Raw genomic sequence first — 11,534 nt, 5'->3', positions numbered from 1 at the left:
TTTCTGCCGGGGCGCGCCCGCCCCCCCCCCCCCCCCCCCCCCCCCCCCCCCCCCCCCCCCCCCCCCCCCCCCCCCCCCCCCCCCCCCCCCCCCCCCCCCCCACTACTTCGACGTCACCTGAGGCCGCTAGGCTGGACGGGTGAGCGAGACGCAGGCACCGCACGACGGCACGACCGACGAGGTCGAGGTGAGCCGCGTCGTCGACCCCGCGACGGTGCGCCGGGCGCCGCGCTACAAGGCGTTCTTCTGGACGGGTGCCCTGGTGGGGATCGTCGCAGGGGTGGCGCTCTCGCTGTACCTGGTCGGCACCCGAGAGGCGCAGGGCATCCTCAAGCCGGGCGTGTACGCCACGGTCCTCACGGTCTTCGTGACGACGGTGACGACGCTGCTCGCCGGGTTCGCCGCCGTCGTCGCCGACCGCTGGAGCCTGCGCCGGCGCTGAGGCGTCGGTCACCTGCCGTGGACCCGTCCCGGTGGTGCCCTGCAGGCGTGGGATACTCGTGGTATGCCCCCCCGCGGAGACGGCCGCCTGAACCACGACCTCATGCCTGGCGAGAAGGGTCCCCAGGACGCCTGCGGCGTCTTCGGAGTGTGGGCCCCGGGCGAGGAGGTCGCGAAGCTCGCGTACTTCGGCCTGTACGCCCTGCAGCACCGCGGCCAGGAGTCCGCGGGCATCGCCACCAGCAACGGTGAGCAGATCCTCGTCTACAAGGACATGGGTCTTGTCTCCCAGGTCTTCGACGAGACCGCCCTCAACGCGCTGACCGGCCACATCGCCGTCGGACACTGTCGCTATTCGACGACGGGCGGCGTCACCTGGGAGAACGCCCAGCCGACGCTCGGCGCCACCGCGACCGGCACGGTCGCGCTCGGCCACAACGGCAACCTGACGAACTCCGCCGAGCTGGTCAACCTCGTCGCCGAGCGCTACGGCGCGCAGCGCCGCGGTGAGCTCGCCCGCGGCAACACGACGGACACGGCGCTCATCACCGCGCTCTTCGCGGGCGACGCCGACCGCACCCTCGAGACCACCGCGCTCGAGGTGCTCCCTCGCCTGCGCGGCGCCTTCTCCCTCGTCTTCATGGACGAGCGGACCCTGTACGCCGCCCGTGACCCGCAGGGTGTGCGACCGCTCGTCCTGGGCCGCCTCGAGCGCGGCTGGGTGGTCGCGTCCGAGACGCCGGCCCTCGACATCGTCGGCGCGTCGTTCGTGCGGGAGGTCGAGCCGGGCGAGCTCATCGCCATCGACGCGGACGGTCTGCGGTCCACGCGCTTCGCGCCGGTCGATCGGGCCGGCTGCGTCTTCGAGTACGTCTACCTCGCCCGCCCCGACACGGCGATCAACGGCCGGTCCGTCCACGCGGCGCGCGTGGAGATGGGCCGCCAGCTCGCTCGTGAGCACGCCGTCGACGCGGACCTGGTCATCCCGGTGCCGGAGTCCGGCACGCCGGCCGCCGTCGGGTACGCGGCCGAGTCGGGGATCCCGTTCGGCCAGGGCCTGACGAAGAACGCGTACGTGGGCCGCACGTTCATCCAGCCGTCGGACACGCTGCGCCAGCTCGGCATCCGGCTCAAGCTGAACCCCCTGCGCGAGGTCATCCGCGGCAAGCGCCTCGTCGTCGTCGACGACTCGATCGTGCGCGGCAACACCCAGCGCGCCCTCATCCGGATGCTCCGCGAGGCGGGCGCCGCCGAGGTGCACGTGCGGATCTCGTCGCCCCCCGTGAAGTGGCCGTGCTTCTACGGCATCGACTTCGCGTCGCGCGCCGAGCTCATCGCGAACGGCCTGTCCGTGGACGAGATCGCGCAGTCGCTCGGCGCCGACTCGCTCGGCTACATCTCGACCGACGGCATGATCGCCGCCACCGAGCAGCCCGCGTCGCAGCTCTGTGCCGCGTGCTTCACGGGCCAGTACCCGATCGAGCTGCCGCCGGACGATCAGCTCGGCAAGCACCTGCTCGAGCAGGCCGAGCTGCCGCTCGGCTCGCCGGAGGACGGCCTCAGCCGGATCGCCGTGAGCGCGGGCGCCGGGTCCGCCCTCCAGCACCCCTGACCTCGCACCCCTGAACTTCGCACCACCCTGGAGACCGGCTGTGACTTCCGAAGGCCTGACCTACGCCGCCGCCGGCGTCGACACCGAGGCGGGCGACAAGGCCGTCGAGCTCATGAAGGACGCCGTGCGGCGAACGCACGGGCCGGCGGTGCTCGGCGGGGTGGGCGGCTTCGCAGGCCTGTATGACCTCTCGGCCTTCGCCTCGTACCGGGCGCCTCTCCTCGCCACGTCGACGGACGGCGTGGGCACCAAGGTGGCGATCGCGCAGGCGCTCGACATCCACCACACCATCGGGTTCGACCTGGTCGGCATGGTCGTGGACGACATCGTCGTCGTGGGCGCCAAGCCGCTGTTCATGACGGACTACATCGCCACCGGCCGCGTGGTGCCCGAGCGGATCGCGGACATCGTGCGCGGCATCGCACAGGCCTGCGAGGTGGCCGGGACGGCCCTGGTGGGTGGCGAGACGGCCGAGCACCCCGGCCTGCTCGCCCCCGACGAGTACGACGTCGCAGGCGCCGCCACCGGCATCGTCGAGGCCGACGCCGTGCTCGGCCCCGACCGGGTGCGCGACGGCGACGTGCTCGTGGCGATGGCGTCGTCAGGCCTGCACTCCAACGGGTACTCGCTGGTCCGGGCGGTCGTGAAGCACGCCGGGTGGGACCTGTCGCGGCACGTGGACGAGTTCGGCCGGACGCTCGGCGAGGAGCTGCTCGAGCCCACGCGTGTCTACGCCTCGGACGTCCTGGCCCTGGCGGCCGACGACGCCGCGCAGGTCCACGCCTTCACGCACGTCACCGGTGGCGGGCTCGCCGCCAACCTGGCGCGCGTGCTGCCTGCCGGGCTCGTGGCCACTGTCGACCGTTCCACGTGGGACGTGCCGCCGGTCTTCCGGATCGTGCGCGAGCTGGGCGGCGTCCCCCGCCGCGACCTCGAGAACACGCTCAACCTGGGCGTCGGCATGGTGGCCGTCGTGGGCTCCGACGGGGCCGACGCCGCACTGGCCCGCCTCGCGGCTCTGGGCGTGCCCGCATGGGTCCTCGGCACCGTCGGCGTGCTCGACGCCGGTACGGCCGGGGATGACCTCGTGGCGGGCACCAAGGGCGTCTCGGGCGGCGCGGTGCGCCTGGTGGGCGACTACCGGGGCTGATCCCGGACCGCACGCGCGAGTGGCCGCCCTGCAGGTGCAGGGCGGCCACTCGCTTGTCCGCGGGACTGTGGTTCTCCGCTGGGCTCTTCCCCCTCACCCGAGGACTCGGGCGGGCAGACGCCGGCGGGTTGGTCGGACGGACGGTCAGCGATCGTCGTCGACTTCGGACCACTCGGTGTAGCGGTTGTCGTACTCGTCGTCCTCGGAGCCCGTGAACCGCGACTCCGTCGCCACGTCCGTGCGGGGGGTGTCCCCGCTGAGCTCCCGCTCGAGGGCGTGGTAGTTGGTCTCGGGGCTGTAGTACTTCAGCGCCCGAGCAACCTTGGTCTGCTTTGCCTTCTGACGGCCGCGGCCCATGGCTCCGACCCCCTCACGTAGGAGCGGGGCGGCCACGTGCTCAGACGTGCGGCCCCGAAGTGTGTTTCGTCTGTTCAGGTTCCAACGGTACATGCTCGCACGCCATTCCCTCCAGTCCGCCGGTCGTATTCGTCCGGTCCGCGGTGGATGTTCGGCGCGCGCCACACCGGAGTGGCTGTCCGGCGCGCTGAACATGCTAGCGGAAGGATGACTCCGACGTGACCGGTGTATGACCTTGCCGAAGCAGCCTCGAGCGCCGTCCGAGCGGGCCGCGGAGGCCGTCCCGCGGCTCCGCGGGCGGTGCACAGGCATCCCAACAGGCCCTTGCAGCCACTGCACAGCGCACGGGGGTACGGTGAAACTGGTGGAAACAGGAGGAGAACGGGGTGTTGCCGGACGACTATCAGTGTGAGGATGGTCTCGTGACGAGGTGTCCCAGACACTCCCAATCCTGGTGAGCGTGGCGAGGGGTTCATAGGTGGCGAATTCATCCGTGTCCCCAAGTCGCCTAAATCCTGTTTGCTGCTAACAATGGTGAGAGAGCGGGAGCCGTCAACGCTTGACACTGTCAAGCCGGTACCCGTTCCGGAGGAGGTGCAGGGATGTCCATCCACGGAGAATCCGAGGTCCTGCTCACGCCTGCCGAGGTAGCGAGCTTGTTCCGTGTTGATCCCAAAACGGTAACGCGTTGGGCAAAGGCGGGAAAGCTTTCGTCGATCCGCACACTCGGTGGGCACCGCCGGTACAAGGAGTCCGAGGTTCGGGCGCTGCTCGGTGCAGCGGCCGAGAGTGCCGACGACACCGATAAGTAGCCGGCGGATCGCTGGCAGGTAGGAGACGACGGCGCGCCGGGTGCTGTCCCCAGCTCAGCCCCGCGCGCGCCGGAGAGCCGCGGCCGCCACGGCCGCCGCTCCGAGGGCGACAAGTCCGAGGGTCGCCCCCACGAGGATCTTCACATTGCGAACCCGGCGCTCGTCAGGCGCCGGGTTCTTCTGTCGCGTGAAGATCCCCGCGACCATCGACCCCGCGTCCTCCGCAGCCTGCTTCGTGCTGCGGACCAGGTGGGACGCCTGGTAACGCGGGCTCAACCGCGTCGTCAGCTCGTCGATCGTCGCCGCGAGCTCCGTGCGCGTGCGCACGACGTCCGCCTCGAGCTGCTTTCGGTCGACCGGGGTGCGCGGCGGGAGAGTCTTGCTGGAACCGTTCGGGCCCCCGTGGGTGCCATGGCTGGCGGAAGAGCCCTCCGGGCCGTCCTGGGCCCCGGCACCGGGCGTCTGCGCGGTCATCGGCGCATCCCTTCCTTGATCGTCGTGATGTCGTCCTTGACCCGCTGGACGGTCTCGGGGGGCCTGCCCGCCCTCTTGAGCTGCCGTACGCCCACGAGGACCAGGACGACGGCCAGGAGGACCAGGAACAGGCCGATCGTGAGCGCGGAGAGCCACAGCGGCCACACGACGCCCAGGCCGAGCACGGCGGCCAGGATGAGGACGCCGAGCGCGTACGTGAGGAAGACCAGGGCGCCCGCCAGGAGCCCGGCTCCCATGCCCGAGCGCGCCGCCTTCTCCGCCAGCTCGGCCTTGGCCAGCGCGACCTCGGCCCGCACCAGCCGGCTGGTCTGCTCCGTCAGGTGCTCGACGAGCTTGCCCAGCGACGCCGGGCGATCGTCGTGCAGTGCGTCCCTCACCTGTTCGGTCATGTGCTCCTCCTGTGCCCGTGCGTGGCCCGTGCTGACCTCGGGACGCGCGCCCGCAACCTCCCGAGCAGTCCCGATGTCCCACTCAACCCGTCCTGGCCGCACGCGGCAATTCCTGCGGTTCGTGCCTGTGGATGAACTATCGTGAACATCTCCATGCGTGACCAAGGGAAATGCTGGAGAAAACTTCGCAGCGTGGCTCAGCGTGTGTGTGATCGTTGTGCCGTGCGACACACTCGTCGTAACGCACGACGCGGGCGAGATGGTGGCGGAGCCGGCGGGCAAAAGAAAACCCCCGAGAACCAAGTTCTCGGGGGTTTCACTGTGGCTCCGACCGGCGTCGATCCGGTGACCTTTCGATTTTCAGTCGAACGCTCTACCAACTGAGCTACAGAGCCGTGACGCGAACGCCCGGGACACCGTTTCCGATGTGACCGGGCGCATATCGCGCGACCCTGACGGGACTTGAACCCGCGACCTCCGCCGTGACAGGGCGGCGCGCTAACCAACTGCGCTACAGGGCCATGGTCGCTACCCGCGACCGTGGGGCTCGCTGTGAGCCGTGAGAATCCTAACCCACCTCCGGCCGGAACCGAAATCGGCTCCTGATCAGGGCGGACGAGCACCTCGCGGTCACGGCGGAGAGCCGTACCCCCAACGGGATTCGAACCCGTGCTACCGCCGTGAAAGGGCGGGGTCCTAGGCCGCTAGACGATGGGGGCTAAGACGCGCGCCAGTCTACAGGGATCTGCCGGGCGCTCGGCTCGCTTTTCCCGCCTTGGGCGGTCGGGCCGGAGCGCAGGTCCTCCGCCGGGGGTAGTGCCGCCGGAGGGGGCAGGATGGTCCCCGTGGTGGAGATGACGCGCGAGGAGTTCGAGGAGGCCGTCGGCGACGGCCTCGACCTCATACCCGAGGACCTGGCCGCGCAGATGGACAACGTGGTGGTGCTCGTCGAGGACGACGCCCCGGCCGACGATCCCGACCTTCTCGGACTCTACGAGGGGGTGCCGCTCACGGAGCGCGACCTGGCGTGGGCGGCGGGCTCGCTGCCGGACCGCATCACGATCTTCCGCAACCCCACGCTCGCGATCTGCGAGACGCGCGAGGAAGTCGTGGAGGAGGTCGCCGTCACCGTCGTGCACGAGATCGCGCACCACTTCGGCATCGACGACGACCGCCTCCACGAGCTCGGCTGGGCCTGACGGCCCCCGAGCGAAGTGCCTCAGGCCAGGGTGCCGTACTCCCAGTGCCAGGGTTCGCTCTTCGACCCGCCGGGACGCGCCCAGTCGGGGTTGTCCCAGCCGAACGCGGGCGCGTTCGCCCGCATCCACTCGTACTCGGCGGTGCCGTAGCTCTGCAGCCCGTCCGACAGGTCGACCGCGAGGCCCCACCCGTGGTTGGACGTGCCCGGCGTGGCCGCCAGGTAGCCCCTGAGCGCCTTGGTAGCGACTTGCTCCGCGTACGACCGGTACGAGTCGCTCACCGTCAGGTTCCGTCCGAACCGGGCCGCGAACGCCACGTTCAGCCGCTCGAGCTGGGCGGCCGCGTCGCAGCGCAGCTGCTCGCCGGGTGCGAACGAGAGGTTGCACAGGAGGTTGCTGGGGATCTTGCCGTTCCCGTATCCCGCGGTGCTGGAGGCCAGCTCGGCGAGCCGCGCCGCCTCGGCCGCGGCCGCGGCGGCCTGCTGGGCGGCGATCTCCTCGGGGGTGGGCGGCGCAGGCGTCACGGACACCGCCGCGAGCTTCGTCGTGTCGAGCAGCGCGCGGAGCGCGGCGGTCGCATCCTGGATCGCGACGGCGGCCTCGGCGACCTCCCCGCTGCCCGACGCCGCACCGGTCTCCACGAGTGCGGCCGCGGCCGCCCCGGCAACCTCGACGGGTGCCTCAGCGGCCGGGTCGGCGACGGTCAGCGCCTCGACGACGGGGTCGGCGTCGAGGAGGGGCGTCCCCAGGTCGACGGCTGATACCGCGGCGCTGGTCGCGACAACATTGCTGAAGACGGCCTCGGCTGCCACGGCCGCGGCCGTCGAGGCAGGCTCGGCGGATGCGGCGGCGTCCGTCGAGGCAGGCTCGGCGGATGCGGCGGCGTCCGTCGACGCAGGCTCGGCGGATGCGGCGGCGTCCGCAGGAGCCGGCGTGCGCTCGGTGCCGCGCGAGGCGGCGGAGGTGCGCACGAGCACCGGCTCGGTGGTCGCGTCGGCGACGAGGTCGCGCAGCACGGACGTGGCCTGTGCGATCTGCTCGTGGGCGGCGGCGTCCACCGGCGCATCTGCGGCGTACTGCGCATCCGAGAGCGCCTCGTCGGCGGCCTGCACGGCGGTGGCGACCTCGGTGCTCACCTCGACCGCCGTGGCGGTGGCAGGCGAAGGGGTGGCCGAGGGGGTGGCCATGGCAGCGGCAGACTTCGTCGAGGTCGAAGATCCGGAGCCGAGGCCGGCGGCGGCCGTCGTCGTCAGCGCCATGGTGGCGAGCGCGGCCGCGACGGCCAGGGACGAACGGCGGGTCAGGGGGTGGGCGTGCTTGGTGGGGCCGGCGTGCTGCCGGGAGGCGGCGCGAATCTCGCGCCGGGTCCCGGAGTGGCGCCCCATCAAGGGGCCTCCGTACGCTCGGGGGCAGGGACACCGTCGGCAAGGCCGGGGAAGACGGTCTGGGTCACGTGGTCGTTCCGTTCATGCACCGGACCATGTGCCCGTGGGCGAGCGGGACCGCGAGGGGGGTACCCCTCGAACGGACGGTCCCGGGTGGTCCGGTGCTGTCAGGCCACGGCTTCGCGCCCGTCTTCCGGGGGCCATGGCACGCGTGCCACCGGCGTGGAACCCGGGGACGTGGGTCCGCTCCCACGGCGGCAACTGATCCATCGTGAGCGACGTTTTCGGTCTGACCACAACGGATTCCGGCAGGATTCCTCACGGACCCCGTGAAGCACTCGTGACCCCGCGGTGAAGAAGGGACGGACACCCGCGAGTTGAACGACCGTCCAGTAGAAGCGCTTTCCAGATCGGTAGAAGCGTTTCCACGACCGGAGATCAGGTCTGCATCCTGAGACGAGAGTGTCCGCAGAGGTGCTGGGGCGCCGCCACCGAGGCGCGCCGTCGTTCACTTCTCGGATGTCGACAGAACAGACCGGCCACCCGCCGGAGATCGCTCGCGGCGCAGCCGACCATCCACCGGCCCGCGCCCACGAGCCCGTCACCGTCTCGATCCACCGTGTCGTGAGCCCCGACCGGGTCCCCGAGGTCACCGCCTGGGTCCAGGCAGGAGTCCGCCTCGCCAACCGGTGGCCCGGCTTCCTCGGCTCGGGATGGATCCGCGCCGCCGAAGGTTCTCGTGACTGGTACATGCTGTACCGCTTCGCCGACGCCGAGCGGCTCGAGGCCTGGGAGGGCTCCGAGCAGCGCCAGGAGTGGCTCGTCGGGGGCGAGGGCCTCGTCGAGGAGCGCCGCACCGAGCGCAGGACCGGCATCGAGGGCTGGTTCGACGCGCCGACCCGCATCGACGAGCCCGGCGCGGGAGAGGCGGGCTCCGGCGTCGTGCCGCCGCGGTGGAAGCAGGCGACGAGCATCTGGCTCGGCTTCTTCCCCGTGAATCTTGCGTTCACCGCCCTGGTGGGCCTGCTCGTGCCGGGCTGGGACGGCTGGCCGGTCGTCCTACGCGTCCTCGCCTCGACGCTCGTCCTCACGCCCGTGATGGCCTACTGGGTCCTGCCGTGGGTCACCCGCCGGCTTCACCGCTGGCTGCACGCGGCCACGCCGGGGTAGCCACGCCGGGGTAGGTCGAGGCGGCGAGAGCCCCGCGGGTCGCAACGCGGACGGACAGGACGGGTGGTACATAAGGGATATGAGCCGACCGCACGGCATCGTGCCGCCCTACCTGCTCCAGCACATCGCCGAGGCCGCCCGCGAGGGGGTGCTCGCCGAACCGCAGGCCGCCGACGACTGCCGCCGCACGCTCGAGCTCGACGCCCGCATCCGCGCCTCCCGCGAGCGGCGCCCCACGGACCAGGTCGGGCTGCAGGCGCTCGCCCCGGACGGTGAGGAACCGCGCTACGGCGAGACGGCACCGGGAGGCGAGGTGACCGGCGTGGGGCAGCAGGTGTGGACCGTGCACACGGCCGCGAGCAGCACGCGGCTGCCTGGCGAGGCCGTGCGGGACGAGACACAGGAGGCGGAGTCGGGCGACGTCGCCGTCGACGAGGCCTGGACCGGCGTCCGGGCGACGCTCCAGATGCTCGCCGAGGCGTTCGGGCGCGACTCGTTCGACGACGCAGGTGCCCGCGTCCTGGCGACGGTGCACTACGGGAACAAGTACGACAACGCGTTCTGGGACGGCGCCCAGCTCGTGTTCGGCGACGGCGACGGGCGCGTCTTCGAGCGCTTCACCAAGCCCGTCGACGTCCTGGCCCACGAGCTCGCGCACGCCGTCACCGAGCACACCGCCGGACTCGTCTACCGCGGACAGGCGGGCGCGCTGAACGAGTCCGTGTCGGACGTTCTTGGTGCGTGCCTCAAGCAGCGCGTCCTCGGCCAGACCGCGCAGGAGGGTGACTGGCTGATCGGCGAGGGTCTGTTCCGGCCCGGCATCGACGGTCGCGCCCTGCGCTCCATGGCCGAGCCCGGCACCGCCTACGACGACCCCGCCCTCGGCCGCGACCCGCAGCCCGGCCACATGGACGACTACGTCGTCACCTCCGACGACAACGGTGGCGTCCACATCAACTCCGGCATCCCGAACCGGGCGTTCCACCTCGCCGCGACGGCGATCGGCGGGTCTTCCGCCGAGGGCGCCGGCCGCATCTGGTACGACGCGCTGCTCAGCGTCCCCTCCGACGCGGACTTCGAGGGCTTCGCCGCCGCCACCGTCGAGTCTGCGGGCGAGCACGCCGAGGCCGTTCGGACCGCGTGGGCCACGGTGGGTGTCGTGCTGCCCGACGCCGTACTGGTCGGCCCGGGCGGCGACGTCGCTTCGGGCGGGGCCGACGAGGCCGCTGAAGGCGAGCCGGCCGGCGGCGCGGGAACCTCGACGGTCGTGGTCCGGCGCAGCGGCGGGTTCACCGGCCTGACGCTCGAGGCCGTGATCGACCTCGACGACGACGGCGACCCGCGCACGCCCGAGATCCGGGTCCTCGTCCACCGGATCGACTTCACTACGGTGGCTCAGCAACTCGGCGGGGAGCCCGCGCACCCTGACGCCTTCATGTACACGTTCGTCGCGGGAGGGACCGAGGCCGTCGTGCCGGAGCAGAACGTCACGCCGGAGCTGCAGCGGCTGGCAGAGCTGGCGCTCGAGCGGTAGGCGGATCGGCCGGACGGGGCGACTACCTCGCGAGCCAGCCGAGGAGGCGGTCCGGCCGGTCCGTGATGATCGCGTCCACCGCCGGCCGGCCCGTCGCGCCCGACAGGACCGCCCACGCTGCGGGGTCGTTCTCCGTCCACACCATGACGCGCAGACCGGCGTTCTGCAGGCGGGCGACGAGCGTCGGGTCGCCGGCCACCATCCGCGCCGAGGGGTTGCACGCGACGACGCCCAGACCGGCGCAGACCGCCCGCAGGTCGGACGGCTCGAACGCGACGAGGAGCCCGCGCGGCAGGTGGGGAGCGACGTCCCGGGCGGCCGCGACCGTGTCGGGCCAGAAGCTCTGCACCACGACCCGGTCCGAGAACCCGGCGGCGTCGATCGCGTCGGCGACGGCCCGGACGTCGTCGGGCGACCAGGCGTCCTTGAGCTCGAGGAGCAGGTCGGTGCCCGGATGCCGGGCGAGAAGTCCGAGCACCTCTGTGAACGTCGGCACGCGCTGCCCCTCGAAGGCCGGGGCGAACCAGGCTCCGGCGTCGAGGTTGCGCAGACGGTCGGCGGTCAGGGCTGCGACGCGGCCGGAGCCGTCGGTCGTGGCGTCGACGGTGGCGTCGTGCAGCACGACGGCGACCCCGTCGGCCGTGAGCTGCAGGTCGATCTCCACGGCGTCGGCTCCCGCGCGGCACGCGGACTCGAGCGCGGCGAGCGTGTTCTGCGGCGCGACGGACGAGTTGCCGCGGTGCGCGACGACGGCTGGGGTCGCGGTAGGCGCGAGGAGCCGGGTCGCCGGTCGGGGCGCCGTGACCGGCACCGGGCCGGTCGGGTGCCGGCCGGCCCGGGCGTGCGTCCGGTGGCTCGCGACGAGCGCGAGCCAGCTGAACGGAGCCGGGCGACGTCGGCGTGGCCGCGAGCCAGGATCGCCGGGGTGTACGGGTGATGGGGCGACGAGTGCGGCTGAGGCGGCCATGGCGAGCTCCCGGGGTGCGGCGG

General features: G+C 72.2%; 12 protein-coding genes and 3 tRNA genes. 7 read left to right on the top strand and 8 right to left on the bottom strand.

Annotated features, from left to right (window positions below; genetic code table 11):
* Positions 1-139: 139 nt before the first annotated feature.
* The 3 genes from L1785_RS01450 to purM all read left to right on the top strand — a co-directional run bounded on the left by L1785_RS01450 (position 140) and on the right by purM (position 3,203).
* Complete coding sequence (locus L1785_RS01450) at positions 140-442, top strand: histidine kinase (protein ID WP_236087325.1); 303 nt, start codon at positions 140-142, stop codon at positions 440-442.
* A 63-nt stretch (positions 443-505) separates the two neighbouring features.
* A complete protein-coding gene (gene purF / locus L1785_RS01445) occupies positions 506-2,053 on the top strand; it encodes an amidophosphoribosyltransferase (RefSeq protein WP_236087324.1) in 1,548 nt (515 codons plus the stop codon).
* Between the two features lie 40 nt (positions 2,054-2,093).
* Positions 2,094-3,203: a phosphoribosylformylglycinamidine cyclo-ligase gene (gene purM / locus L1785_RS01440; RefSeq protein ID WP_236087323.1), complete on the top strand. Its 1,110-nt coding sequence runs from the start codon at positions 2,094-2,096 to the stop codon at positions 3,201-3,203.
* Positions 3,204-3,347: 144 nt separating this feature from the next.
* On the opposite strand, the gene L1785_RS01435 is transcribed toward purM, so the two are convergent.
* Positions 3,348-3,560, bottom strand: coding sequence for a DUF3073 domain-containing protein (locus tag L1785_RS01435; RefSeq protein WP_236087322.1), 213 nt, complete (start codon positions 3,558-3,560; stop codon positions 3,348-3,350).
* 602 nt (positions 3,561-4,162) lie between these two features.
* Here L1785_RS01435 and L1785_RS01430 point away from each other — a divergent pair.
* Entirely contained in the window at positions 4,163-4,372 is a 210-nt protein-coding gene (locus L1785_RS01430; protein ID WP_236087321.1) for a BldC family transcriptional regulator, read from the top strand.
* A 54-nt stretch (positions 4,373-4,426) separates the two neighbouring features.
* Here L1785_RS01430 and L1785_RS01425 read toward each other — a convergent pair whose 3' ends face one another.
* From L1785_RS01425 to L1785_RS01405, 5 genes are all read right to left on the bottom strand, one after another.
* Positions 4,427-4,846, bottom strand: a complete 420-nt coding sequence (locus L1785_RS01425; protein WP_236087320.1) for a DUF3618 domain-containing protein — start codon at positions 4,844-4,846, stop codon at positions 4,427-4,429.
* Positions 4,843-5,256 (bottom strand): phage holin family protein, encoded by a 414-nt coding sequence (locus L1785_RS01420; RefSeq protein WP_236087319.1) that lies wholly within the window; start codon positions 5,254-5,256, stop codon positions 4,843-4,845. The genes L1785_RS01425 and L1785_RS01420 overlap by 4 nt, the downstream gene beginning before the upstream one ends.
* A 322-nt stretch (positions 5,257-5,578) precedes the next feature.
* Positions 5,579-5,651 (bottom strand) — tRNA-Phe (locus tag L1785_RS01415).
* Positions 5,652-5,703: 52 nt separating this feature from the next.
* Positions 5,704-5,777: transfer RNA gene (locus L1785_RS01410), tRNA-Asp, on the bottom strand.
* A 125-nt stretch (positions 5,778-5,902) separates the two neighbouring features.
* Positions 5,903-5,975 (bottom strand) — tRNA-Glu (locus L1785_RS01405).
* Between the two features lie 117 nt (positions 5,976-6,092).
* Between L1785_RS01405 and L1785_RS01400 the strand changes: the two genes are divergently transcribed.
* Positions 6,093-6,455 (top strand): metallopeptidase family protein, encoded by a 363-nt coding sequence (locus tag L1785_RS01400; RefSeq protein WP_236087317.1) that lies wholly within the window; start codon positions 6,093-6,095, stop codon positions 6,453-6,455.
* A 20-nt stretch (positions 6,456-6,475) separates the two neighbouring features.
* On the opposite strand, the gene L1785_RS01395 is transcribed toward L1785_RS01400, so the two are convergent.
* Entirely contained in the window at positions 6,476-7,840 is a 1,365-nt protein-coding gene (locus L1785_RS01395) for a M15 family metallopeptidase (RefSeq protein ID WP_236087316.1), read from the bottom strand.
* A gap of 519 nt (positions 7,841-8,359) precedes the next feature.
* On the opposite strand from L1785_RS01395, the gene L1785_RS01390 reads away from it, so the two are divergent.
* Both L1785_RS01390 and L1785_RS01385 read left to right on the top strand, forming a co-directional pair.
* Positions 8,360-9,010: an antibiotic biosynthesis monooxygenase gene (locus tag L1785_RS01390; protein ID WP_236087315.1), complete on the top strand. Its 651-nt coding sequence runs from the start codon at positions 8,360-8,362 to the stop codon at positions 9,008-9,010.
* 79 nt (positions 9,011-9,089) lie between these two features.
* Positions 9,090-10,544: a protealysin inhibitor emfourin gene (locus L1785_RS01385; protein WP_236087314.1), complete on the top strand. Its 1,455-nt coding sequence runs from the start codon at positions 9,090-9,092 to the stop codon at positions 10,542-10,544.
* 22 nt (positions 10,545-10,566) lie between these two features.
* On the opposite strand, the gene L1785_RS01380 is transcribed toward L1785_RS01385, so the two are convergent.
* Complete coding sequence (locus L1785_RS01380) at positions 10,567-11,511, bottom strand: glycerophosphodiester phosphodiesterase (RefSeq protein ID WP_236087313.1); 945 nt, start codon at positions 11,509-11,511, stop codon at positions 10,567-10,569.
* Between the last annotated feature and the right edge of the window lie 23 nt (positions 11,512-11,534).

The sequence above is a fragment of the Antribacter soli genome (genome assembly GCF_021568775.1).
GTDB classification, from domain to species: domain Bacteria; phylum Actinomycetota; class Actinomycetes; order Actinomycetales; family Cellulomonadaceae; genus Antribacter; species Antribacter soli.
The sequence above is the reverse complement of the archived record's forward strand: the minus strand, read 5'-3'. Positions and strand labels throughout refer to the sequence as shown.

Bases quoted from the DNA above. Each gene is read 5' to 3' on its own strand.
- purF (WP_236087324.1), top strand. From the start codon at position 506: ATGCCCCCCCGCGGAGACGGCCGCCTGAACCACGACCTCATGCCTGGC.
- L1785_RS01435 (WP_236087322.1), bottom strand. From the start codon at position 3,560: ATGGGCCGCGGCCGTCAGAAGGCAAAGCAGACCAAGGTTGCTCGGGCG.
- L1785_RS01430 (WP_236087321.1), top strand. From the start codon at position 4,163: ATGTCCATCCACGGAGAATCCGAGGTCCTGCTCACGCCTGCCGAGGTA.
- L1785_RS01425 (WP_236087320.1), bottom strand. From the start codon at position 4,846: ATGACCGCGCAGACGCCCGGTGCCGGGGCCCAGGACGGCCCGGAGGGC.
- L1785_RS01420 (WP_236087319.1), bottom strand. From the start codon at position 5,256: ATGACCGAACAGGTGAGGGACGCACTGCACGACGATCGCCCGGCGTCG.
- L1785_RS01400 (WP_236087317.1), top strand. From the start codon at position 6,093: ATGGTCCCCGTGGTGGAGATGACGCGCGAGGAGTTCGAGGAGGCCGTC.
- L1785_RS01395 (WP_236087316.1), bottom strand. From the start codon at position 7,840: ATGGGGCGCCACTCCGGGACCCGGCGCGAGATTCGCGCCGCCTCCCGG.
- L1785_RS01390 (WP_236087315.1), top strand. From the start codon at position 8,360: ATGTCGACAGAACAGACCGGCCACCCGCCGGAGATCGCTCGCGGCGCA.
- L1785_RS01385 (WP_236087314.1), top strand. From the start codon at position 9,090: ATGAGCCGACCGCACGGCATCGTGCCGCCCTACCTGCTCCAGCACATC.
- L1785_RS01380 (WP_236087313.1), bottom strand. From the start codon at position 11,511: ATGGCCGCCTCAGCCGCACTCGTCGCCCCATCACCCGTACACCCCGGC.